This window comes from Streptomyces malaysiensis subsp. samsunensis (genome assembly GCF_024519315.1).
GTDB classification, from domain to species: Bacteria; Actinomycetota; Actinomycetes; order Streptomycetales; family Streptomycetaceae; genus Streptomyces; species Streptomyces malaysiensis.
The window spans coordinates 36,824-60,237 of the sequence record NZ_JANIIC010000043.1; the positions used below are offsets into that span (position 1 = coordinate 36,824).

The window sequence follows — 23,414 nt, forward strand, 5'->3', positions numbered from 1 at the left end:
AGGGACTGAAAGGTGTGTTCGCGTCAAATAAGGCAAATGGGTAACACCGGTTGCCTCATGGGCTTCAGACGAGCGCCGCCCACGCCCCTTCCGAGAGCCCGAGCAGCCGCTCGACCGTGGCGGCGTCCGGCAGCGGACCGTGATCTCCGGTCACCTTGAGCGCGGACGCGGCCGTGATGTGGCCCAGCCGCAGTGCCGAGGTCAGTTCCCCGCCGCGCAGCAGCCCCGCCAGGAATCCGGCGGCGAAGGCGTCCCCCGCGCCGACCGGTTCCACCACCTCCGTACGCGGGGCCGGCACCGTGACCTCCGGTCCCTCGCCGAAGGCGGTCGCCGCACGTCCGCCGTCCTTGACGACGAGCAGGCGCGGACGCGGCAGCAGCTTGCGCACCCCGCCCGCGTCGAGGTCCGCGCCCCACAGGTGCTGCGCCTCGTCGAGGCCGACGAAGGTGATGTCGGCGCGGTCGGCCAGCTCGTGGAGGACCGTGGCGGCCGTGCCGTCCGGCCACAGCGCGGGGCGGTGGTTGACGTCGAAGCTGATGGCGTAGTGGCGGTCGGACGGAGGGGTGGTGAGCGCCCGTTCCACCAGGGCGCGGCAGGACGGGGAGAGCGCGGGGGTCACGCCCGTGAGGTGGAGCAGTGCCGCCGACCGGAGTCCGGGATCATCCAGGACGTCGGGTCCCAGCGCCGAGGCGGCCGAACCGCGCCGGTAGTAGTGCACGCGGGTGCCCGCGGGGCCCGGGTCCTTCACGAGCAGCCCCGTCGGCCGGTCGGGGTCGGACCGTACGCCCGAGACGTCCACGTTCGCCGCGGCGACGGCGGCACGCACCCGCCTGCCGAACGGATCGTCGCCGAGGGCCGAGCGCCACACGGCGGAAAGCCCCAGGTCCGCGAGGTACATCGCGACATTGGACTCCGCGCCCGCGACGGACAGCCGCAAGGCGTCGCCGGTATCCAGGCCCTCGGGCGGTTCGGGGGCGAGCGCGGCCATCGTTTCGCCGACACAGACCACGGTGCCGCCGACGGGAGGCCAGGACGCGGCGGTCCGCGGTTCCTCGCCGCCACGGCGCGCACCGGGCGTACCGACCGCACCGACAGCAGCGGGCGTACCGACCGCAGCGACCGCACCAGGCGTGGTCGCAGGCGGCGAGGCCGCCCGCGCTCCGCCGTCGCCCGCGGCACGCGGCGCGCTCACACCGAGCCCCCGGCCGGTCCGGCCGCCGGGCGGTACTCCGCCGCGGGTGGTCCCGGCACCCCCACCCGGACCGAGAACACGGCGCCGTCGTACGGGCCCGGTGCGGTGAGGCCCACCGTGGCCGTCGTGATGTGCAGGACGTCGCCCTGGAGGCAGACTCCGGCGGGCTGGCTCGCGGGCAGCCGCAGCGTCCGGTCGAGTTCGCCGTCCGGCCGGTACCGGCGCACCGTCCCCGTCCCCCAGACGGCGATCCACACGGCTCCCTCGTCGTCGACGACCATGCCGTCGGGGCTGCCGTCGTCCACCGTGACGAATGTCGTCGGCGCGCCGAGTCCGCCCGTCGCCGGGTCGACGGGGTGGCGCCGGACGACTCCCCGGGCGCTGTCGGCCAGGTACATGGTGCGTCCGTCGGCCGTGAACGCGGGCCCGTTCGGCACCGAGATGCCGTCGAGGACCCGGGTCACCGTGCCGTCGTGGTCCACCCGGTAGAGGGAGCCCGCGCCCTCGTCGGCGTCGTAGGCCATGCTGCCCGCCCAGAACCTGCCGGACGGGTCGGCGGCGCCGTCGTTCATGCGGCGGGCGGGGCGGGTGGCCGCCTCGGGCCGTGCCGGCCAGGTGGTCGTGGAGTCGGGGCCGAGCAGGCAGATCCCGGTGCCCGCGGCGGCGATCCAGGTGCCGGGCCGGCCCGCCACGGGTGCCACCGCGCCCAGCGGGACGGGCAGTTCGGCCAGCGTCCGCAGCGGCGCGGTGGGGTCCTGGGGAGCCGTCAGCAGGCGGCCCTCGAGGATGTCGACGAGCACGAGGGCGTCGCCGGTCCAGCGGATGCCCTCGCCCAGGCCGAGGCGGTCGGGGCGGGCGGGGCGCGGGTCCTCGATCACGGGGTGGCCTCCTGGACCGCGGTGCGGAAGGCGCGGGCGCGTTCGCGCAGGGCGGCCGTGCCGCCGCCGTCCGCGGCGTCGCCGATGAGGGGCGAGCCGATCCCGACCGCGGTCGCCCCGGCGGCCAGATAGGCGCGGGCCGCGGCTTCGCCGACGCCGCCGACCGGTACGAACGCCTCGTGCGGGAAGGGCCCCCGCAGGGCCTCGAGATAGCCGGGCCCACCGGCCTGGGCGGCCGGGAAGATCTTCAGCGCCTCGGCGCCGAGCGCGCGGGCACCGATGATCTCGGTCGGGGTCACGACCCCGGCGAGCACCGGCAGGCCCAGCTCGCGTGCGGTGGCCATCCCCGCGCCCAGGCCGGGGGTGACGGCGAAGTCGGCGCCCGCCCGGTGGGCGGCGCGGGCGTCGTCGGCGGTGAGCACGGTGCCCGCGCCGAGCGGACGGCCGGGGCCGAGGGCCGCACGGGCCCGTTCGATGACGGTCAGGGCGTCCTTGCCGGTCAGCGACACCTCGATCAGTTCGATGCCTTCGTCGGCCAGGGCCAGTACGGTGCGCAGCGCGGCCTCGGGGTCGCTGCCGCGCACGATGGCGACCAGCCGATGGGCGGCCAGGGCGGCTCGCAGATCCACGGGCGGAACTCCTCGTGAGGTTGGGCGGGTTCAGGGGCAGCGGCAGGCCGCGGTGAGCGTGAGCCGCCAGCGGACCTCGCCCGAGGCGGGTACCCGCGCGGCGTCGGCGGGGCCCGCGTCGGCGAGGTCGAAGACCCGGCCGAGCATCGGCTCGACTCCTGTGCTGCGATACGGGCTTTCGGCGGGGAAGCCGCCGAGGTTGCGCCAGAGGGCGACGGACAGCGGCTGCCCGTCGGCCTCCAGCGCGAGGGCCAGGCGTCGTGTGCCGTCGTGGACGCAGGCGCGCGGGGTGTCCACGACCGCGCCGACCGCGGTGCCGTCGTCCGGTCCGAACCGGTCGAGGGTCAGGCCGAGCGGTGCGGGCCAGTCGCCCTCCACCCACGGCGCCCCGGCCGGCCAGGGCCGGTCCAGCAGCGGTGCGGCCTCCGGGAAGAGCCGGGTGCGCGCCCCCTCGGGCAGCCGCAGGGTCGCCCGCGGGGTCAGGTCGAGCAGGGCGTGGGCGGCCCAGACGAAGGCGAAGCCCGGGTCGGCGGTGAGGACGTAGTCGGCCTCGGCGCCGTCGGCCGTACCGCGGATCGTGCGCGTCAGCGAGAACCGGTCGCAGCGCACGGTGTCCGCGTCCCCCTCGCGCCGCCAGGGACGCGACCAGGCGTCGCCGTGGTCGGGGGTGCCGCGGACGGTGGGGACGCACTCCTCAAGACCACCCGCGTCCACGAAGGCGTCCCCGGGGCCCACGCGCTCCCGCTCCGGATCCGGGCGGTGCCACAGCCACTCATGTCCCCCGGCGCTCAGCGAGGTCCAGCGGCCGCCGTGCGCGGGATCGGTCACGATCTCCAGCACCGCGTCACCACTCCGCGAAGGAGCCGTCGGGGTGCCGCCAGACCGGGTTGCGCCACGCGTGACCGGTACGGTCGGCCGCGCGCACGGCCGCCTCGTCGATGGTGATACCCAGCCCCGGGGCGTCGCCGCGGGGCGCATGGCCGGCCACGAAGCGGAACGGCTCGGGGTCGACGAGATAGGACAGCAGGTCGGCGTCCTTGTTGTAGTGGATACCGCGGCTCTGCTCCTGGATCAGGAAGTTCGGGGTCGCGAACGCCACCTGGAGGCTGGCCGCGAGCGCGATGGGGCCGAGCGGGCAGTGCGGGGCGAGCTGGGCGCCGTAGGTCTCGGCCAGTGAGGCGATGCGGTGCACCTCGGAGATGCCGCCCGCGTGGGACAGATCGGGCTGCGCGACGGCGACACCGGCGGCGAGGACCGGCAGGAACTCCGTGCGCCCGTAGAGCCGTTCACCGGTGGCGAGGGGCACCGGGCTCGCGGCGACCAGGCCGGGGAGCAGATGGCTGAGCTCGGGGACGACGGGTTCCTCCACGAACAGCGGGTGGAGATCGGCCAGTTGGGCCAGAACGCGGCGGGCGCCCGCGGCGGTGAAGCGGCCGTGGAAGTCGACGGCCACGTCACGGTCCGGGCCGAGGGCCTCACGGGCGGCGGCCACGCGGTCGACGACCGCGGCGGTCTCGGCCGTGGTGGGCAGCGGGGAGGTCGCCCCGGCGCCGTTCATCTTCACCGCCGTGAAGCCCGCCTCGACCTGCGCGGCTATCTGCTCGGACAGCTCGGCGGGCTCATCGCCGCCGACCCAGGCGTACACCCGGACGCGGTCGCGCACCGGTCCGCCCAGCAGGGCGTGCACGGGGGCGCCGTAGGTCTTCCCCGCGATGTCCCACAGGGCCTGGTCGAGGCCGGCGACGGCGCTGGACAGCACGGGTCCGCCACGGTAGAAGCCGCCCTTGGTGAGCACCTGCCAGTGGTCCTGGATGCGCAGCGGATCGCGGCCGATCAGATAGTCCGCGAGGACGTCGACGGCCGCGCGGACCACCTCGGCGCGCCCCTCGACGACGGGTTCGCCCCAGCCGACCACGCCCTCGTCGGTCTCGACGCGGCAGAACAGCCAGCGCGGCGGTACGAGGAAGGTCTCGATACGGGTGATCTTCACTGACCGGAGGGCCTTTCCGTGTTGTTGTCCGAGCCGCCGATCCGGTCCAGGTCGCGACCGGCCTGGTCGAGCAGGGCCCGCATGGCGGCTTCGGCGGCCCGCGGGTCCTGGGCGCGTACGGCGTCCAGGACGGCGCGGTGGGCGGGTACGGGATCCTGGCTGTGCGGGGAGCTGTGGACGATGCGGTCACGGTAGGCGAGGCCCGACTCGATCACCATCTCCATGCGCTCGAGGAGCTCGTTGTGGGTGGCGGCGAGCAGGGCGCGGTGGAAGGCGAGGTCGGCCTCGACGGCGTGGGCGGCGTCGGAGCCGCCCACCCCCATCGCGTCCACGGCGGCGTCCAGCGCCGCGAGGTCGTCCTCGGTGCGCCGCTCGGCGGCCAGGCGTACGGCCGCGGGCTCGATGATGCCGCGCACCTCGGCGAGGTTGCCCAGCAGCGCGCTGCCGGCGTCGGTGGTGCGGTCGCTCTCGAACTGCCAGCGCAGCACGTCGGCGTCGAGCAGATTCCAGTCCGAGCGGTTCCGCACGAAGGTGCCGCGCTTCTGACGGGCGTCGACCATCCCCTTGGCGGCCAGCACCTTCAGCGACTCGCGCAGAGCGGTCAGGCTGACATCCAGTTCGCTCTGGAGGGCCACCAGGTCCAGGGTGGCTCCTTCCGGGATGTCGCCGCTCAGCACGCGGCGCGCGAGGGCCTCCACGGTCTGGCCGTGCACGCCGCGGCGGGCGTAGGGCGTCATGTCGTCATGCCTTTCTGGTGCGGGCTGATCGCGGTGGTCATGCGGAGGACTTGACGACGCTCCAGCCGCCGTCCACGAGAAGACTCGCACCCGTGATGTACGTGGCCTCATGGGAGCCCAGGAAGGCGATGGCCGCGGCCACCTCCTCGGGGGTGCCGAAGCGCCCGGCCGCGGTCTCGGCGACGCTGCGCGCGCGGTCCTCTGGGGGAACCCGGTCCCAGGCCGCCGTCAGGATCGGGCCGGGCAGCACGGCGTTCACCCGCACCTCGGGTCCGTACTCGACGGCGAGCTGCCCGCACAGGGACAGCAGCGCCCCCTTGGAGGCCGCGTAGGCGGGGTGGCCGGGGATGCCCTTGTGGGCGTGGACGGACGAGGTCAGGACGACGGCTCCGCGGCGGGTGCGCAGATCGTCCAGGACCGCCTTGAAGCCGAGGAAGGCCCCGGTGAGGTTGACGGCGAGCTGCCGCTGCCAGGAGTCCAGGGACGTTTCATGGGCGGGTGCGACGTCCACGGTGTACGCGTTGCTGACGAGCACGTCGACCGGGCCGAAGTCGCGGGCGGCGGCCGCGATCCGCTCCCAGCCCTCCTCCGCGGAGACGTCGGCGGTCACGAATCGGGCGCGGCCGCCCTCCCCGCCGATCCGCTCGGCGACCGCCGTGCCACGCTCCTGGTCGATGTCGGCGAGCACGACGGCGGCGCCCTCCTGGGCGAGACGTTCGGCGGTGGCGGCGCCGATGCCGGAGGCGGCGCCGGTGACCACGGCGGTGTGGGCGGTGAAGCGGTCACCGTACCGGCGGGGCTGCTCCATCGGGGTTCGGGCTCCTTCGCTGTACGTCGGGCGGGGCGGGTGCCGGTCGGCGGTCTCTACTGCCGTATCAGCACCACCAGTTCCGCATCATGGTCGGCGCTCCAGGCGAACGGCAGCCCGTAGTGGAGCAGATGGGCACCGCTGTAGGTGGTGGCCGACGCGGTGTCCCGGTAGTGGGCGGCCGGGTCGAGGCCGCGCAGCCGGAGCCGGGCCGGACGTCCCGGGACGAGCGGGGCTCCGTCCAGGCGGCCGGTGCCGAGCGCGGCGACGACGGTGCGCCCGTCCGCGCCGTCGTACTGGACGCCGCAGGTGGCGTCCAGCGGGCTGCCCAGGAGCCGGGCCTCGCCGAGGTGGATGACCTCGCGCACCTCCTTGTAGCGGGCGATCCAGCCGGCGGCCTCGGCGCGCTGCCCGGCGTCCCAGCGGCGCAGGTCGGCGCCGATGCCGAGGACTCCGCACATGGCGCTCACGAAGCGGAAGGCGAGGCTGCGCGGACGGGGGTCGAAGACCCCGGGGGCGTCGGTGACCCAGGAGCTCATGACATGCGGGGCATGGGCGTGCAGAAAGCCGTGCTGGACGGACAGCCGGTCCAGGGGCGCGGTGTTGTCGCTGGGCCAGACGACGTCGGTGCGGGCGAGGGTCGCGTGGTCGATGCGTGCGCCACCGCCCGCGCACCCCTCGACGGTGACCCGGGGGTGGGCGGTGCGCAGATGGTCCAGCACGCGCAGATAGCCGGCCACATGCTGGGCGTCCAGGTCGAGACGGTCGGCGGGACCGGCGCCCGGGCGGCCGCGCTCGGTCGGCGGCCGGTTCATATCCCATTTGAGGTAGCTGATGTGATGGCCGGTCAGCAGCCGGTCCAGGGTGCCGATGACGAAGTCCTGGACATCGGTCCGGCCCAGGTCGAGCGAGAGCTGATGGCGCACCAGCCGCGCCGGACGGCCGTCGATCCGGTACACCCAGTCGGGGTGTTCGGTGTGCAGCGCGCTGCCGGGGCTGACGGCCTCCGGTTCGATCCACAGACCGAAGTCGAGGCCGAGCGCCCGTACGTCCTCCACGAACCGGTCGAAGCCCTCCGGGAAGGCCACCGGGTCGGGGTACCAGTCGCCCAGGCCGCCGGTGTCGTCGGCGCGGCCGGTGAACCATCCGTCGTCGACGACGAACAGCTCGGCCCCGATGTCCGCCGCCGTCTTCGCCAGTTCGAGCTGCGCCGCCGCGTCGACGTCGAAGGTGGTGGCCTCCCAGGAGTTGTAGAGCACCTTGCGGGGCCGGTGCAGCCGATCGCCGGTCAGACGGCGTTCGTAGCGGTGCCAGACGCGGGACAGCCCGTCGAGCCCTTCGGCGCTGAAGGCGCAGGCCAGGCGTGGTGTGGTGAGGGTGTCACCGGGCGCCAGGCGCACCACGCCTTCGTGCGGTACGCGGCCGGCCCGTACGCGCACGGCGCCGCCGGGCTCGGCCTCGGCGGTGATGTGCCAGTTGCCGGGCCATTCGAGTGCCACGCCGTAGGCGGGGGCGTCCCCGGGGTCCGCGGCGTCCTGGACCGCGAGCCAGGGCGCGTAGGCGTGTCCCGGCACGCCCTGGTGGCTGCCCATGGTGAACGTGCCCCTGGACAGGGTGAGTTGGGTGCGCTGGAACTCCTGCGACCACTGGCCGGTGAGGTACGTCAGCCGCGCTCCGGCGGTGACGGGGACGTTCACCGCGGCGGAGTCGAAACGCTCCAGCCGCAGCTCCTCCTCGCCCGTGCAGATGAGTTCGGTCCAGCGGTGGATGACGTCGGTGCCCGGCACCGCGGCGTAGCACAGGACCGTGCGCAGCCCGAGCAGATCGTCGGTGAAGGCCAGCCGCAGGCCGTCCGCCGACTCCTCCGCCGCCTCGAAGGCCCACCACGCGCCGCGCTCCGTACCGGGCCGCGCGGCCACCAGATCGGCGCCGGTGAACGGCCGCAGCCCGTACGGCAGGTACTCGGCGGGCGCGGCGTCGGCGGGGGTGATGAAGTGGGTGCGGTGCGACCAGTCCAGCGCGGACGGGCCGGTCTCCACGCCGTGCGGGCCCCAGGCGTCGAGTTCGGCCCAGGGGCCGTCCGGGGACAGCCGTACGGTGTAGCTGGTGCGGTCGGTGCGCAGCGTCCAGCGCTGGTTCGGCGTCACTTCACCGCTCCGAGGTTGAGACCGGCCACGAAGTGGCGCTGGAACCGGAGGAAGACGGCCACGGTGGGCGCCGCGGCGATGACGGACCCGGCGGCGATCACGTTCCACATCGACACGTACTGGCCCTGGAGCCCGATGAGGGCGGCGGTGATGGGCATCTTGGTGTCGCTGCGCAGCACGGTGATGGCCCACAGCAGATCGTTGAAGATCCAGGTGAAGGACAGGGCGCTGAGCGCGGCGAGCGCCGGGCGGCTGAGCGGGAGGATGATCCGCCAGAAGATCTGCCAGGGACCGGCGCCGTCCACGACGGCGGCCTGCTGGATCTCCACCGGGATGGCCCGCATGAAGCCGTGCAGGACGAAGACGTAGAAGCCGACGCCGAAGCCGATCTGCACGCCGATGAGCGCGGGCAGGGTGTCGTAGACGCCGAGCAGTTCGCTCAGCTTGGACACCGGGATGAGCAGGATCTGCGGCGGAAGCAGATTGCCGCCGAGCATCAACAGCAGCAGGAAGCGGCGGAAGGGCACCTCGTAGCGGCTGAGGGCGAACGCGGCCATGGCGGCCAGGGCCAGGGTCACCAGGACGCACGGCACGGTCACGATCAGGCTGTTGATCAGGGCGCGCTGCTGGCCGCCGTCGTTCCACGCCTGCTGGAAGTTGCCCAGGGTGAAGGAGTGGGGCCGGCTGCCCAGGCCGTGGACGGAGATGTCGTCGAAGGAGCGCAGGCTCGTCACCACGACCAGGGCGATGGGCAGCAGCCACAGCGCGGCGAGCGCCCCGGCCCCGAGGTGGAAGCCGGCGGTCGCCGCGCGGCGCCTGCGCAGGGCCACGGAGCTGCGGGGTTCCGTCATCAGTCGGCCTCCCGGAAGGCGCGGACGAGGTAGGAGGCGATGACGCCGAAGGCCAGGATGAAGATGACGACGGCCAGGGCGGAGCCGTATCCCAGGCGCAGGGACTGGAAGGCGGTGGAGTACATGTAGGTGCTCAGCAGTTCGGACGAGTGGTAGGGGCCGCCCCGGGTCAGGGACCACACGACGTCGAAGGAGCGCAGCGAGTCGATGATGATCACCGACAGGACGACCGCGTTGACGCTGCGCAGCTGGGGCAGCGTCACATACCGGAACCGCTGCCAGCCCCCGGCGCCGTCCACCCTGGCCGCCTCGTACAGCGCCGGGTCGATGCCCTTGAGCCCGGCCAGGTACAGCACCATCACATAGCCGACCTGGCGCCACAGCGCGGGCACGATGACCGCGTAGAGGGCGGTGTCCTGGTCGGCGAGCCAGGCGTGGCGCAGGCTCTCCAGGCCGACCGACTCCAGGAGCTGGTTGAGGACGCCGTCGGGCTGGTAGATGGCCTGCCAGACCAGGGCGGTGGCGACCAGGGAGAACACGACGGGCAGGAACAGCGCGGCGCGGTAGAAGCCGACGCCCCGGCGCTCCTGCTGGAGCAGCAGGGCGGCACCGAGACCGAGGAGCGCGGACAGGCCGCCGAACAGCACCAGCCACAGCACGGTGTCGACGGCCGCGGTGCGGAACACCTCGTCGTGGACCATCTCGCCGAAGTTGCCCAGGCCGATGAACTCCGGTGCCGACACCCCGTCCCAGTCGGTCAGGGCGAGGTAGAAGCCCTGGAGCGCGGGCCAGAACACCCACAGCCCCTCGGCCAGCAGCGGGAGCAGGAGGAAGGCGAGCACCAGCGGGGGTGTGCGCCGGGGGCCCCGGGCCCGCCTGCCGCGGGGCGGGGGCGGGGCCGGGGACTTGCGCTCGGGCACGGTGCGGACGGCCACGTTCACGCCTTCCAGATCTTCTCGGCGTCGCGCTGCCAGTCGCTGAGGATCGAACCGATGCTCTTCGGCTTGGCCATGAACTTGGTCAGCGCGGTGTCCGCGGTGGGCTGGAGGGCGTCGCTCGAGTCGCGGTTGAAGAACTGGGTTATCTCGGCGGCCTCCTCGATGTGCTTGCGGCCCTTCTTCACCAGCGCGGTCCCGGCGTCCTTCGCGTCGGGGTGGCAGGGCAGGACGGTGCCCGACGAGCCCTTGATGTAGATCTCCTGCGCCTCGGCCGTGGCGAGGTAGCGCAGCAGCTCGAAGACCCCGTCCCGGCGTCCGGTGCGGGCGCTGGCGAAGTAGCCGTCCGTGGGCGCTTCCTCGGCGAGCGGGACCTTGGGGTCGATGACCGGGAAGCGGAAGAAGTCGATGTCGTCGAGGGCGCCCTTGGGCGCGGCGTCGGCGAAGAAGGTGCCGATGAGCATCATGCCGGTCCGGCCGGCGAGCAGGGCGGTCGTGGCGTCCTGGAAGGCGATGGCGGTGCCGTTGGGGTCGAAGTACGGGAGCAGCTCCTGCCAGCGGTCGAAGACCTTGCGCACCTCGGGGTCGTCGAAGCGGTGCTTTCCGGCGAGAAGTTGGCGGTGGTAGTCGGCGCCGTTGATGCGGATGTTGAGGTAGTCGAACCAGGCGGAGGCCACCCAGGGGGTGTTGCTGCCGGCGCCGAGACCGATCGGGGCCACGCCCCTGGACTTCAGCTTGTCGCACAGATCGAGGAAGTCGTCCCAGCTCCTGGGCTCCTTGACACCCCACTTGGCGAAGTTGGACTTCCGGTAGAACACGCCCCACCAGTAGTAGGTGCTGGGCACGAAGACCTTCTTGCCCGCGGCCGAGGTGCACTGGGTGTTCAGCGCCTTGGAGTAGCTCTTGAGATCGGGCGAGGTCCACACCTCGCCGAGGTCGAGCAGCAGGTTCTTGCGCGCGTAGGTGTTCGCCACCGAGCCCGGGTACCAGGTGTACACATCCGGCGGATTGCCGGAGGTCAGGTAGGTGGGCAGCTGGGTGCGGAAGGTTTCGGCGGCGACGGTGTTGAGGCTGGCGCGCCCGGAGCCGCGCTTGGCGTAGGCGGCGACCAGATCCTCCATCGCCGCCTTCGCCTGCGGGGCGGACAGGTTGGACTGGAGGGTCACCGCTCCGCCCTTGGAGGAGCTCTTGCCGGAGGAGCCGGCGGTGACGCAGCCGCTGAGCAGCGCCGTTGTCCCGGCGGCGCCGAGACCGGCGAGGAACAGCCGTCGACTGGGGTGTGAGTTCGTCATGGAGTGCTCCTTGGGGATCCACTCGGCGGGACCCGGCCGTGCCATGACGGCCGGGTCGCGCTCGCGGCGGATCCAGGTTCGCGTGGTGCCCGCACCACGTCAAGATTAATTCCTAATTTATTTGAACTGAGTCCGGTGTACGGCGCCGTCGACCCCGCGGTACACGGCGTCGACCACACCGTCCGGGCCCGCGACCGCCCCGAGCGCACCGTCGAACGCGGCGCTGGGGAACTCCGGCCGCTTGGTCCACCCCTGCCAGCCGCCGTTCTCGTACCGCCGCTGCCAGAGCGTGTAGTCACCGGCCCGCGCGTACAGCACCACCGCGTTCCCGGCGGCGACCAGTGTCGGGCTGCCGCTCACCGTCCCGCCGAGCGAGCTCCACCGCGACCACTGCCCGGAGGCGTCGCGCGACCGCGTCCACACCTCGTCCGCCGAGGTGCGCACGGCCACATGGGTCCGCCCCTGAGCGTCGACGACGGCCGACGGCCTGCCGTACGTCGGCCGGTCGCCCGGCGCGCCCAGCGACGACCAGCCGGACGACGGCCCCCGCTGGACGATCCGTCCATCGGCGCCGCGCGTGGTCAGCGTCCAGTGCGCCCCGTCGGTGAACGCCACCGAGGGGGCGTCGGTCAGCTTCCCGCCGAGGTCCTGCCAGGCGCCCCAGCGCCCGTGCGCGAACACCCGCCGGTACGCCCGCGAGTCGGCGCCGCGCACGAAGACGTCGATCCGCCCGTCCGCCGAGCCGTAGGCGGCGGGCTGGCCGAGGATCCTCCCGTTCGCCGGGCCGCCCAGGTTCCCCGTCCGCGGCCTGCCGCCGCCGTCCTCCGTGTGCTGGCCGAGGGTGCCCCCCGGTCCGCGGAAGAAGGTGGTCAGCGTCTCGCCGTCGCGTACGACGGCCGGGCTCGCCGAGGTCTTCTCGCCCAGGGCGGCACCGGGGAGGGCGTCCTCGCCGGTGAGCGTGAGGAACGCGGTGCCGTGCGCCGGCACCTCGACGGTGTACGACCCGGTGTGCCTCCCGCGGTCGGCCCGTGCCCGCAGGTCACGGACCTTGACCGGGCCGCCGAGGGCCACATCGGAGAAGTTCACGGTGCGCTCGGCGGGCCGGTCCGAGCGGGGTGCCAGGCGTTGGCGTCCATGTTGCGCAGCACGTTCGGCCACTGGCCGGGGCTCGGGGTGCCCCAGGCGATATCGGTGCCGGTGCGCCAGGAGTCCGCGATCGTCGGGGCGTAGCCGTAGGAGTTGTGCGCGTCCTGCTCGGGTGTGTGCGGCAGGCCCCAGTCGTCGGTGAGCGGGTTGCACAGGTTCAGCAGCATCCGGCGTCCGGACTTCGCGACCGCGTCCCCGAACTCCTTGAAGGCCGGGCCCGGATCGAGCTTCTCGCCGATGCCGCACAGGAAGTCGACCTTGATCGCGTCGATCTTCCAGTCGGCGAACTGCCGGGCGTCCTCGGTGTAGTGGCCACGGCTGCCCAGGCCACAGCTCTTGCCGCCGTCGTAGGTGCCGGCGTCGGTGTAGATACCGGCCCGCAGACCGCGTTGGTGCAGATAGGAGACGAGGGCCGGGATACCGGAGGGGAACCGGTCCGGGTGGGCCGCCAACTGTCCCCGGTCGTTCCGTGGGTTGTCGGCCTGCCAGCCGCCGTCCAGCCACACGATGTCGTATCCGCTGTCCCGCAGACCGCTGCTGACAAGCCTGTCGGCGACCGAGCGCACCTCCTTCTCGGTGGGCGCTCCCAGTCCGTAGTAGGTGTTCCAGCCCATGTAGGGCGTCGGGGCGAGCCCGCTGTCGTAGTAGTCGGGCGCCCCCTGGTCCACGGCGGGGGCGGCCGTGGCCGTGGGGGCCGCGGCCGTGGCCAGGACCACGACGATCGCGGTCGCGACGGCGCCGCGGGCCGGTGTGCGGTGGCGGGGTCTCCGTACGGGCGGGGGTGAAGTCACGTGCCTCTCCCGAGGGTTGGGAAGCAGGAAGGAGACATGACGCGGCCACCCGGTGACAGGCGTCGGCGGCGTCACGGCGATGACTGTGGCCCGTGGCCGAAACCCTGTCAAGAATTATTCATAATTTATTTAAACAGGCTCCTGGTTGTGTCGAGGATCTTGACGTGACGGGTATGCCGCCGCGCCCCCTCCCGGCCCGCGCCCGCGCAGGTCGGCCAGGGGGTGCGGCGGCGGTGGCGGCTCGCCTCTCCCGCCGACCGCGCGACCCAACGCCCCGGACCGGCAGTCGTCACGCCGCGCATCTCGTATAGACCTCCTTCCCGTGCGTACAGAACCACTTCGCGCCAGAGAGTAATGAGGCCGTCACGCTACGCCACCGCTGTGCACTCTCCAGCCGGTTGCCCGACTCCGTCACCATGCCCAGGGGCGAGGACGATTCCGGGAGCCCGGAACGGCAACCGAACTCGACGGTAGGCTCGCGCCACGCCGATCTTTGAATACCGGGGCGAGAGCGCGAACTTGAAGGTGCTGGCACGGGAGATCGAGGCGGATCCACACCTCGCCGGAACGTGCTCCCTCACCCTCACGCCGCTGCGCCAGGACAGGCGCGACTCTTTACGTCACGCGAACTGGGCGGAGATCTCCGTCTCGGTCGCCTCTGGACTGGCCACGAACGCGGTGTACGACGCCCTGAAGGTCTTGGTCGAGCGGGCGCGTGACCGTGGCCCCGTGGACGAGGTGACCACGCGTCCGGAGGGCGGCAGCGGCGAGGAGACGGACGGCACCGAAGGAGCGGCGGAGCGGTGACTGTCCACTCGCCGCGCCTGCGGAACAGCAGCGGCGCAGAGCTGAACCTGCGCAGCCAGATCCTCTTCCAAGACCCGACCCGCACCCGTACCCAAGACCTCGTCGCACTTTCCCACTACGGCGTCAACTTCCTGGGCGACCGGGCGGTCAGGTTCGTCGACCCCGACCGGGACATGTGGTGGCTGTTCCCCGTCTTCCAGGTGAGCCGGGGTGAGTACCGGTGGCCGGCGGAGCACGTGAACCTCGACGAGGCCACGGACCTTCTGCTGGGCGCCGCCGTGGCATCGGCGTACGACGACGTCCTGCACGGCACCGGCCCTCTTGCCTCCGATCACCTTCCCCGTGCCCTTTTTGAGGACCGCGGGGAGGTCGATGCGCTGAACAAGGTCCTCAAGGATTCCACCGGGTTGGACATGGGCTGGGGCCGTGCCTGATTCCCCACGCGTCCGAGGGAGTCGCCCGGCTACGATCGCCCCATGACGACCTCGGACATCCCAGAGCCGCCGAAGATCACGGAGGAGCACTTCCTCGACACGGGTACCGGAGTCGAGGCGGAGACCGAGGTGGAGGACGCGCCACCGGAGATCGCCCGGCCGTGGAATCCGGAACAGATCCGGGTCAACACCAAGCAGTTCTCGCTGCGTAACGCCCTGGACATGATCGAGGACGGGTCCCTGGAGCTGGCCCCCGACTTCCAGCGCGGCATCGTATGGAAACCGGTGCAGAAGTCCCGGCTCATCGAGTCGGTGCTCCTACAGATCCCGCTTCCTGCCTTCTACTTCGCCGAGGACACCGACGGGCTCATGCGCGTGGTCGACGGCCTCCAGCGTCTGTCGACCATCCGCGACTTCGTCCGCGGGGGAGACGAGCGCGGATTCGAGCTGAAGGGCCTGGAGTACCTCCAGAGCGCGGTGGAGGGCAAGCGTTTCGAGGACCTTCCCGCCCCGTGGAAGCGGCGCATCTACAACACCCAGATCGTCACGAACGTCATCGACCCGACGACGCCGTCGGATGTCATGTACGACATCTTCAAGCGCATCAACACGGGCGGTACGCCGCTGAACGCGCAGGAGATCCGACACTGCATGAGCAAGGAGCGCAGCCGGACCATCCTGCGGGTGATGACCTCCACCGTGGAGTTCAATGCGGCGACCAACAACATGGGCGGCCACATCCGGATGAACGACCGGGAGATGGCCCTGCGTTTCGCCGCATTCTGGCTGATGGGTACGGACGGCTACGCGAAGTACGCCGCGATGGACCCCTTCCTCCAGCGCACCACCATCATGCTGGACAACGTGAAGGACGTGAACGACGCCAGGGTGGGAGACCTCCATGAGGCGTTCCGCAAGGCCATGGTGAACGCCCATCTGGTCTTCGACGAGCAGGCGTTCCGTAAATGGCCGCTGGACTCGTCCGGCCGGAATCCGATCAACCGGGCACTCTTCGAGGCCTGGTCGATCACCCTCGCCAAGTACGAGACCGAAGACCTCGAACGGCGCCGCGAGGCGATCGTGGATGCCGCGCGTTTCCTGATGAAGAACGACTACCAGTACCTGGAAGCCATCACCTCCTCCACGGGTGACGTCCGCCGGGTAATGCTCCGGTTCGACGTCACCGCCCAGGCTGCGGAGGCCGGTAAGTGATCACCTCCCTGCGCGTCCGGCATTTCAAACGCTTCGCAGACGCGTCCTTCGCCTTGCGCCCTCTTACCGTCCTCACCGGACTCAACGGCACGGGGAAGAGCACCACCATCCAGAGCCTGCTGCTGACCCGCCAGCTCGCTGACGCGTCGGCCGGCCGCGTGGTACAGCTCAACGGACCCTACGGGCTCGCCCTGGGCGAGGCACACGAGGTGCTGCACCCCGACGCCCCCGACTCCACCATCGAGATCCAGATCGGCGGCGACGGCACTCAGGTGCCGAGTGTGCACCGCTTCACGGTCCCCGACGAGCAGGCGCTCTACCTGCGGGTGGCCGATGACAGCGGGCCACCACCGGCGGAACTGCGCGGCCAAGGATCCGCGTTCACCTATCTGTGCGCCGAGCGCCTCGGTCCCCGCGACCAACTCGGCGTCTCCGCCGAGCATCCCGATCTCATCGGAGTCGGTGTGCAGGGGCAGTACACCGCGCAGTTACTCGCCCTGCACGAGACCCGAGCGGTGCGTGAGCCGCTGCTCCACCCGATGACCTGGGACACCCATAACGTCACGACCTTGCGTACACAGGTGGAGACCTGGGCTTCCGACATCGTCCGTCCCATCAAGATCACTGCGCAGTGGCCGCCAGGCATCACGGCGAGCACCATCCGTTTCCAGGAACCGGGACTGCTGAGCGAGCCGATCCGCCCGGCCAACATGGGCTTCGGATTCTCCTACGCCTTGCCGGTGATCGTCGCAGGTCTCCTCACCGGTCCCGGAGACCTGCTGATCGTCGAGAACCCGGAGGCGCACCTCCATCCCGGTGGTCAGTCCAAGCTGGGCCGCTTCCTGGCCCGGGTCGCCGGAGCCGGAGCCCAGGTGATCGTGGAGACGCACAGCGACCACGTGCTCAACGGAGCTCGGCTGGCGGTGGCGGAGGAGCGGAGCCTGCGGCCCGAGGACGCGGTCGTGCACTACTTCGGCGAGGAGGAAGCCGGGTCCGCACCTATCGAGTTCACCACGAAGGGCGAACTGACCGAGTGGCCGCGGGGCTTCTTCGACCAGATCGAACAAGACCTGGGGAGGCTGGCACGTGCCCGCAGGGGGCGGTGAGCCGTACCGGATCGTCGTGGACGAGTCGTCCTTCGACTTCCGGGGGCTGGCGGAGGAGCGGTTGACGGACCTGCTGGACGACTTCAGCGACACGCTGGAGGAGTTATCCGAACAGCAGGCGGTCGCCGTCTCGCCGTTGTGGATGGAGGTGGACTGCGCGGACGACCGTGAGCTCTACGACGTCCTGTACGAGGGGGAGACGCCGCGCGCCGGACGGGACGCGCGGCTGAGAATGATCCGTCTCATGGACCGCTGCCCCACCTGGGACACGGACGTGCCCGGCCTGCCCGACCACGTCGAAGTGGCGGGCGACGGCCGGGACCTCGCTTGGTCCCTCTGCTACGCCTGGTGGCGGACGCGGCAGCGGCACCACGTCGCATGCCTGGTCTTCCCGGCCGGAGACCGCCGCGGCTGGCTCCCGGTCTCCGCGATCGACGGGGCGACGGGTGAGGCGGCGACTGAGGAGGTCTTCCACCTCGTCGAGGCGCCCGCGCTGTCCGAGTTCTGGCGCTCCCTCTTCGAACGGGAGAACGTCACGGAGCAGGACTTCTTCGACCGCGCCCGCCAGAGCTTCCCGCAGCTAGTCTTTGCCGACTCCCTCTCCTTCCGCAAGTTCGACGGCACCTACGCGGAGATGCGTGACTGGGTCGTACGGCTCCTGAGCGTGGTGCACGACCACTTCGCCGACGCCTTGGCCCTGCACTCGGGGCAGCCGTACCAGGTGCAGGCGGAGCTGGGCCGTTTCGGCCTGGACCTGTCCCCGGAAAGTCCCAATACCCGATCCAAACCCTCGATCATGAAGCAGCGGGACGTCGACCACGAGGGCGAGACCTACCGCTGCGAGTGGCATGGCAAGAAGGAACGGCACCGCAATCGCGTCCACTTCAGCCTGCCCCAGCCCCGTCTCGGCGATCGCATACTCATCGGCATCTTCGTGGACCACCTGGACACCTGAGCGCGGGAGCGGGGAAGCGCGGCTCCGCACTGTGAGTACACGCCCCCGGTACCTCGTACAGCCCGGTTCGTCAGCGCGTCCTGCCTGGCCGGTGACGTGTCGCGCCCGCCACCGTGGTGGGCGTGACACGTGAACTCCGCAGCATTGCGCGAGGCACCCGACAGGTCGTGTCCGCAGCCCCGCCGACCTTCTGCTCAACCCGCCGCGGGCCCGGCTCGCGCGGCGGACGGCCGAGCACCTGCTGGACGCCTGGGGAGTGCCGTACGACTCCGAAGCGCGTAACACGCTCACTCTCGTCGTGGCCGAACTGTGCGCCAACGCCGTTCAGCACGGCCACGTCCCGGATGCGGGCCGTCGCCGCACTGATCAAGGAACGCCGAGTCCTGGAGTTCCAGTGGGTGCTCCTCACTGGTGTGAGCGACGGCCGAATCCCGCACCAGCGCCTCGAGCGGTACCGGCTCACCTGCCCCGACCGGCATCGTCAGGAGGAACAGCGCACCAAGTCACGGGTGTTCGTGGCGGCCACTCACACCCGCGATGAACTCGTCGTTACTTGGAGCGGCCGCCCGAGCCGCTTCCTGCCCGAGGACGCCACTCGCACGGCAAACAACGCGGCAGAACTTCGCTCACCCGACGGGTCCTGGCGGGGGCGGTGGCCTGACGGAGGGAGCGGCCGGAATCCTTGCAAGACACGTGTCTTCGACCGCCATCCGGGCCAGTCGACGCGATGATCGGGCACCGGACGACCGGGGTGAGCCCGGCTCCGGCCAAAAGTCCCAGAAAAGTCCCAGAGGCGCCGCCACGCCCCCTCCCGGCCCGCGCCCGCGCAGGTCGGCCAGGGGGTGCGGCGGCGGTGGCGGTCAGATGTCGCGGAAGGTCTCGATCTGGGCGCCGATCGAGTTCAGCCGCTCGGCCAGGTCCTCATAGCCGCGGTTGATGACATACACGTTGCGCAGCACCGACGTACCCGGCGCGGCCATCATCGCCAGCAGGACGACCACCGCGGGGCGCAGGGCGGGAGGGCACATCATCTCGGCGGAGCGCCAGCGGGTCGGGCCCTCGACCAGGACGCGGTGCGGGTCGAGGAGTTTGACGTGGGCGCCGAGCCGGTTGAGCTCGGTGAGGTAGATCGCGCGGTTGTCGTAGACCCAGTCGTGGATCAGTGTCGAGCCCTGGGCGACGGCCGCGATCGCGGCGAAGAAGGGCACGTTGTCGATGTTGACGCCGGGGAACGGCATCGGGTGGATCTTGTCGATGGGGGCCTGGAGCTTGGACGGCCGCACGGTGAGGTCGACCAGCCGGGTGCGGCCGTTGTCCGCCGCGTACTCCCGGCCGCGCTCGTGGTCCAGCCCCATCTCCTCCAGGACCGCCAGCTCGATCTCCAGGAACTCCACCGGCACCCGGCGGATCGTCAGCTCCGACTCGGTGATGACGGCGGCGGCCAGCAGGCTCATCGCCTCGACCGGGTCCTCGGAGGGGGAGTAGTCGACATCGCGGTCGATCTGGCTGACGCCGTGGACGGTCAGCGTCGTGGTGCCCACGCCCTCGACCTTGACGCCCAGCTCCTCCAGGAAGAAGCAGAGGTCCTGGACCATGTAGTTGGACGAGGCGTTGCGGATCACCGTGACACCGTCGTGCCGGGCGGCTGCCAGCAGCGCGTTCTCGGTGACGGTGTCGCCGCGTTCGGTCAGCACGATGGCGCGGGTGGGGGCGACCGAGCGGTCCACGCGGGAGTGGTACATCCCGTCGGTGGCGGTCACCTCGAGACCGAAGTGGCGCAAGGCGGTCATATGCGGCTGCACGGTGCGGGTGCCGAGGTCGCAGCCGCCCGCGTAGGGAATCCTGAAGCGGTCCATCCGGTGCAGCAGCGGACCGAGGAACATGATGACGCTGCGCGTGCGGCGCGCGGCCTCGGTGTCCATGGCGCCGAGGTCCAACTCGGCGGGCGGCACGATCTCCAGGTCGGCGCCGTCGTTGATCCAGCGGGCGCGTACGCCGATGCTGCCCAGGACTTCGAGGATGCGGTAGACCTCCTCGATCCTGGCGACCCTCCGCAGTGTCGTACGGCCCGCGTTGAGGAGTGTGGCGCACAGCAGCGCCACACACGCGTTCTTGCTCGTCTTGACGTCGATGGCCCCGGACAGCCGCCGGCCGCCGACCACCCGGAGATGCATCGGGCCCGCGTAGCCGAGGGACACGATCTCACTGTCCAGCGCCTCGCCGATCCTGGCGATCATCTCAAGGCTGATGTTCTGGTTCCCCCGCTCAATGCGGTTGACCGCACTCTGACTTGTGCCGAGTGCCTCCGCGAGCTGCGACTGTGTCCAGCCCCGGTGTTGCCGGGCGTCACGGATGAGCTTGCCGATACGTGCGAGGTAGTCGTCAGTCATACCCAAGAGGCTATCTCACATATGAGATGCGCACGCGACGGGGGAGGTGGAAGGAGTGCTGGCCTTCCACCCGAAAATTGTTCTAGTAGTATGCGAACAAGTGGTGAATGGAGGGGGTCGATATGCGTCCTGCCCGGCGGCGCGTGCTCGTTGTCGCTCTGCCTTTTGTGCTGGCTTGGGCCGTAGTTCTGGCGGCTTTCGCAGGGCTGCGCGACCGGCTGCCGGATCCGCTCGCCACGCATTTCGGCCCGGGCGGGGAGGCCGACGGATTCACCGGTACGGGTGCGTTCCTCTCGGTGGTGACCGCCGTTCTGCTCGGTTCCGGCCTCCTCACCCTCATGCCCACGCTGCGCCTGAACAAGGGGCTCCGCGCCCAGCGGTTCGCGGTCACCCTCGGCTACGGGCTGTCCGGGCTGCTGGGCTACGCCTTCGCCTCCCTGCTCTTCGCCAACGCCGACGCCACCCGCGCCTCCCGGGTCTCCCAGCCCCTGTGGCAGCTGGGCGTCGCCTTCGCCGTCGCGGCCGTGATGGGCGCCCTGGGCTGGCTGATCGCCGGCCGGGACCCGGCGTCCGCGACCGGGCCCGGGGACCGGGCCGCCGCCCCCCGCCTCCCGTTGGCCAGGGGTGAAGTGGCCACCTGGACACGCTCCGTGGGCTCGCCCGTGCTGCTCGCCGTGGGAGCGGGGACCACGCTGCTGGGCGCCGTGCTGACCGCCGTGGGCTCGGGGCCGGCGACATGGCTGATCGTCATCGGGCTGGTCTCCACGGCGCTGGCCCGCTGCCGGGTGACCGTCGACCGCCGGGGCCTCGCCGTGGTCCCGTGGTTCGCCCCGCGGCCCCGGATGCGGATACCGCTGGACCGGATCGAGCGGGCCACCAGCCGCGAGGCCGGCGCGCTGAGCCTCGGCGGCTGGGGCTACCGGATCCGCGGCGGGGGCAGCGCGCTGGTGTTCCGCTCCGGCGACGCGCTGTTCCTGACGCTCACCACGGGCCGGGAGTTCGCGGTGACGGTGGACGACGCCGCCACCGCGGCCGCGCTGCTCAACACCCTGATCGAGCGCGACCGCCCCGCGCCGGGGGAGCGCGGCTGAGATGCTCTTCCGCGTCGACCCCGGCTCCGCCGTCCCGCTGGCCGACCAGATCGCCGCCTCCGTCCGCGGCGCGATCGCCGACGGCACCGTACGCCCCGGCGACCGCCTCCCCGCCGCCCGCGCGCTCGGCGAGTCCCTCGGGGTCAACGTCCACACGGTCCTGCGCGGCTACCAGCGGCTCCGCGAGGAGGGCCTGATCGAACTGCGCCGGGGCCGCGGCGCGGTCGTCACCGGCGACCAGCCCACCGCCCGCGCCCGGCTCCTGGAGGGCGTCCAGGGCCTGGTGGAACAGGCCCGCGCCCTGGGCCTCTCGGACGAAGAGGTCCTGACCCTGGTCAGAACCCGCCTCACCGGCGGCTGAGGCCGGTCAGAACGCGGAGGTGTCCAACTCCAGATCGAACGGCTCCGGGAGCGGGAGCGGGGTGCCGACGGGGTGGGGGCCGTCCACCTTGGTGTAGCCGAGGTTGCCGGACGCCGAATAGAGCGTGCAGGTGCGCTGCTGCCGGTCGACCAGGAGATACAGCGGGGCGCCATATTCGGCGTAGCGGCGCCGCTTGACGATCCGGTCGGTGTCCCCGTTGGAGTCGGAGGTCACCTCGACGATCAGGAGGGTCTGGTCGGGGAGCAGGGCCCCGGCGCCCTTGGCGAGCTCGCGTGGCACAACGGCCAGATCCGGTACGTACCAATTGCTGGTGCCGGGAAGGTCCAGATCTCCTGATCCCGCCAGACAGCCCAGGGCGTTCACCACCGGCGCGATGTGCTCCCGGACCTTCGCGATGGTGCTCTCGTGATCCCAATCCGGCGACAGCGGTTCGATGAACCCTTCGATGACCTGCACACGGTCGAAGCCTCGGATGCGCTGGACCGCGTACTTGAGGGCGGTCTCGGGATCGTCGGTCGGGTACGCAGGTGATGGCGCGCTCATCGGTCCTCCAGCGGGTATCGGGGAGCGAGATCTATCGCAGCCGATACGTGGCGTGGCGGGGATCCGGCTCGCGGATCACCCGTACCGGTGACGATCCCCCGTCACCACCGCCGCCAGTGTCCGCGCCGGGCCGTCGACGGCGGGGCCGTGGAGGAGTTCGGTGCGGTGGACCAGGCGGGGGGCGATCAAGGGGGTCGCGACGATGCCGGGGGCGCCCTTGGTGGCCGGGTGGGGGAGGAGGGCCAGGCCGTGGCCGGCGGCGGTGAGGGCGAGGAGGCCGCGTACATCGGTGCCCTCGTACGTCAGCGAGGCCCGGAAGCCGTCGCTCCGGCCGACCGCCCGTAGCTGTGCGAGCGGCATCGCGGCGTCCGGGGCGTCCAGCCACGGGGCGTCGGCGAGGTCGGCCAGCCTCAGGCCGAGCCGGCGGGCCAGGGGGTGGCCGGTGGGCAGGGCGACCACCAGCGGGGCCTCCGCGACCGTGACCGCGGTGAGCGGGCCCACCTCGGGCAGCGGCAGGGCATCGGCGGGGGTGGCCGAGCCGTCGATCAGGCCCAGGTCCAGCGCCCCGGACGCCACCGCCGCCGGGATCTCCCGGCGGCCGAGGATCCGCAATGTGGCCCGGGTGGCCGGATGCGCCTGGCGCACCCGGTCCAGGGCCGCGGCGATCCTCGGGGTCATGGCCAGCGGCGAGGCCCCCGCGACCAGCCGGGCGGCGCCGGCCCCCGACAGCCGCTCCACGTCGGCCCGCGCCGCGTCCAGCCGCAGCAGCAGCGGACCGGCGTGCTCCAGCAGCCGGGCGCCCGCGCTGGTCAGCATGACCGGCCGCCGGGTCAGCAGTGAGGTGCGCAGATCCGCTTCGAGGGACGCGATGTGCTCGGAGACCGCGGACGGGGTGAAGCCCAGTTCATGGGCGGCGTCGGAGAAGGATCCGCAGCGGGCCACGGAGACGAACGTGCGGAGCAGATGCGGGTCCATGGCAGCAGTATCGCGGTGGCGGGAGTGGCTCAGTTCACAACTCGGAGGTGGCCTGGGCCGGTTCGGGCCCGGCCGTCGTCCGTTCCGGGGCCGTCGGTCGCGTCCGCGCACATGCTCATGTTC

23 protein-coding genes are annotated in these 23,414 nt (G+C 71.8%); 7 read left to right on the forward strand and 16 right to left on the reverse strand.

Translation table 11 applies throughout. From position 1 onward, the window contains the following. Positions 1-64: 64 nt before the first annotated feature. The 13 genes from NQU54_RS30930 to NQU54_RS50675 form a co-directional block, all read right to left on the reverse strand. Positions 65-1,009: a sugar kinase gene (locus NQU54_RS30930; RefSeq protein ID WP_257633951.1), complete on the reverse strand. Its 945-nt coding sequence runs from the start codon at positions 1,007-1,009 to the stop codon at positions 65-67. Between the two features lie 179 nt (positions 1,010-1,188). Next, entirely contained in the window at positions 1,189-2,070 is an 882-nt protein-coding gene (locus NQU54_RS30935; protein ID WP_257633912.1) for an SMP-30/gluconolactonase/LRE family protein, read from the reverse strand. Beyond that, the gene (locus tag NQU54_RS30940) at positions 2,067-2,699 is read right to left on the reverse strand and encodes a bifunctional 4-hydroxy-2-oxoglutarate aldolase/2-dehydro-3-deoxy-phosphogluconate aldolase (RefSeq protein ID WP_257633913.1); all 633 of its coding nucleotides are present in this window, start codon (positions 2,697-2,699) and stop codon (positions 2,067-2,069) included. The genes NQU54_RS30935 and NQU54_RS30940 overlap by 4 nt, the downstream gene beginning before the upstream one ends. 30 nt (positions 2,700-2,729) lie before the next feature. Then, positions 2,730-3,539 carry an aldose epimerase family protein gene (locus tag NQU54_RS30945; RefSeq protein ID WP_257633914.1) on the reverse strand — a complete coding sequence of 270 codons (810 nt, stop codon included), beginning with the start codon at positions 3,537-3,539 and terminating at the stop codon, positions 2,730-2,732. Positions 3,540-3,543: 4 nt separating this feature from the next. Next, positions 3,544-4,689 carry a galactonate dehydratase gene (gene dgoD, locus NQU54_RS30950; RefSeq protein ID WP_069867756.1) on the reverse strand — a complete coding sequence of 382 codons (1,146 nt, stop codon included), beginning with the start codon at positions 4,687-4,689 and terminating at the stop codon, positions 3,544-3,546. After that, positions 4,686-5,426, reverse strand: coding sequence for a FadR/GntR family transcriptional regulator (locus NQU54_RS30955; RefSeq protein WP_257633915.1), 741 nt, complete (start codon positions 5,424-5,426; stop codon positions 4,686-4,688). Before NQU54_RS30955 ends, dgoD begins: the two co-directional genes overlap by 4 nt. A 37-nt stretch (positions 5,427-5,463) precedes the next feature. After that, on the reverse strand, positions 5,464-6,234 hold the full coding sequence (locus NQU54_RS30960; RefSeq protein ID WP_257633916.1) for an SDR family NAD(P)-dependent oxidoreductase: 771 nt from the start codon (positions 6,232-6,234) through the stop codon (positions 5,464-5,466). A 56-nt stretch (positions 6,235-6,290) separates the two neighbouring features. Beyond that, a complete protein-coding gene (locus tag NQU54_RS30965; RefSeq protein ID WP_257633917.1) occupies positions 6,291-8,381 on the reverse strand; it encodes an alpha-galactosidase in 2,091 nt (696 codons plus the stop codon). Further along, the gene (locus NQU54_RS30970; RefSeq protein ID WP_257633918.1) at positions 8,378-9,232 is read right to left on the reverse strand and encodes a carbohydrate ABC transporter permease; all 855 of its coding nucleotides are present in this window, start codon (positions 9,230-9,232) and stop codon (positions 8,378-8,380) included. The genes NQU54_RS30965 and NQU54_RS30970 overlap by 4 nt, the downstream gene beginning before the upstream one ends. After that, on the reverse strand, positions 9,232-10,167 hold the full coding sequence (locus NQU54_RS30975; RefSeq protein WP_308408512.1) for a carbohydrate ABC transporter permease: 936 nt from the start codon (positions 10,165-10,167) through the stop codon (positions 9,232-9,234). Before NQU54_RS30975 ends, NQU54_RS30970 begins: the two co-directional genes overlap by 1 nt. 2 nt (positions 10,168-10,169) lie before the next feature. Next, positions 10,170-11,459 (reverse strand): ABC transporter substrate-binding protein, encoded by a 1,290-nt coding sequence (locus tag NQU54_RS30980; protein WP_257633920.1) that lies wholly within the window; start codon positions 11,457-11,459, stop codon positions 10,170-10,172. Between the two features lie 117 nt (positions 11,460-11,576). Continuing rightward, positions 11,577-12,545 (reverse strand): DUF8189 domain-containing protein, encoded by a 969-nt coding sequence (locus tag NQU54_RS50670; RefSeq protein WP_502362209.1) that lies wholly within the window; start codon positions 12,543-12,545, stop codon positions 11,577-11,579. Continuing rightward, complete coding sequence (locus tag NQU54_RS50675; protein WP_502362210.1) at positions 12,542-13,396, reverse strand: glycoside hydrolase family 27 protein; 855 nt, start codon at positions 13,394-13,396, stop codon at positions 12,542-12,544. The genes NQU54_RS50670 and NQU54_RS50675 overlap by 4 nt, the downstream gene beginning before the upstream one ends. Positions 13,397-13,915: 519 nt before the next feature. On the opposite strand from NQU54_RS50675, the gene NQU54_RS30990 reads away from it, so the two are divergent. Genes NQU54_RS30990 through NQU54_RS31010 form a run of 5 tightly spaced genes read left to right on the forward strand, consistent with a single transcriptional unit; the run spans position 13,916 to position 17,910 of the window. Then, positions 13,916-14,203 carry a hypothetical protein gene (locus NQU54_RS30990; RefSeq protein WP_257633921.1) on the forward strand — a complete coding sequence of 96 codons (288 nt, stop codon included), beginning with the start codon at positions 13,916-13,918 and terminating at the stop codon, positions 14,201-14,203. Next, positions 14,200-14,637 carry a hypothetical protein gene (locus NQU54_RS30995; protein ID WP_257633922.1) on the forward strand — a complete coding sequence of 146 codons (438 nt, stop codon included), beginning with the start codon at positions 14,200-14,202 and terminating at the stop codon, positions 14,635-14,637. Before NQU54_RS30990 ends, NQU54_RS30995 begins: the two co-directional genes overlap by 4 nt. 42 nt (positions 14,638-14,679) lie before the next feature. Continuing rightward, the gene (locus tag NQU54_RS31000; protein ID WP_257633923.1) at positions 14,680-15,849 is read left to right on the forward strand and encodes a DUF262 domain-containing protein; all 1,170 of its coding nucleotides are present in this window, start codon (positions 14,680-14,682) and stop codon (positions 15,847-15,849) included. After that, the gene (locus tag NQU54_RS31005) at positions 15,846-16,955 is read left to right on the forward strand and encodes an AAA family ATPase (RefSeq protein ID WP_257633924.1); all 1,110 of its coding nucleotides are present in this window, start codon (positions 15,846-15,848) and stop codon (positions 16,953-16,955) included. Before NQU54_RS31000 ends, NQU54_RS31005 begins: the two co-directional genes overlap by 4 nt. Further along, the gene (locus NQU54_RS31010) at positions 16,936-17,910 is read left to right on the forward strand and encodes a hypothetical protein (protein WP_257633925.1); all 975 of its coding nucleotides are present in this window, start codon (positions 16,936-16,938) and stop codon (positions 17,908-17,910) included. The genes NQU54_RS31005 and NQU54_RS31010 overlap by 20 nt, the downstream gene beginning before the upstream one ends. A gap of 860 nt (positions 17,911-18,770) precedes the next feature. Here the strand turns inward: NQU54_RS31010 and NQU54_RS31020 are convergent. Then, a complete protein-coding gene (locus tag NQU54_RS31020) occupies positions 18,771-20,300 on the reverse strand; it encodes a helix-turn-helix domain-containing protein (protein WP_069867749.1) in 1,530 nt (509 codons plus the stop codon). 122 nt (positions 20,301-20,422) lie between these two features. Between NQU54_RS31020 and NQU54_RS31025 the strand changes: the two genes are divergently transcribed. After that, positions 20,423-21,391 (forward strand): DUF1648 domain-containing protein, encoded by a 969-nt coding sequence (locus NQU54_RS31025; protein ID WP_257633926.1) that lies wholly within the window; start codon positions 20,423-20,425, stop codon positions 21,389-21,391. A gap of 1 nt (position 21,392) precedes the next feature. Beyond that, positions 21,393-21,752, forward strand: a complete 360-nt coding sequence (locus NQU54_RS31030; RefSeq protein WP_069867747.1) for a GntR family transcriptional regulator — start codon at positions 21,393-21,395, stop codon at positions 21,750-21,752. 6 nt (positions 21,753-21,758) lie between these two features. Here NQU54_RS31030 and NQU54_RS31035 read toward each other — a convergent pair whose 3' ends face one another. Together NQU54_RS31035 and NQU54_RS31040 are read right to left on the reverse strand one after the other, a co-directional pair. Next, complete coding sequence (locus tag NQU54_RS31035; protein ID WP_257633927.1) at positions 21,759-22,316, reverse strand: Uma2 family endonuclease; 558 nt, start codon at positions 22,314-22,316, stop codon at positions 21,759-21,761. Between the two features lie 75 nt (positions 22,317-22,391). Then, the gene (locus NQU54_RS31040; RefSeq protein WP_257633928.1) at positions 22,392-23,291 is read right to left on the reverse strand and encodes a LysR family transcriptional regulator; all 900 of its coding nucleotides are present in this window, start codon (positions 23,289-23,291) and stop codon (positions 22,392-22,394) included. Between the last annotated feature and the right edge of the window lie 123 nt (positions 23,292-23,414).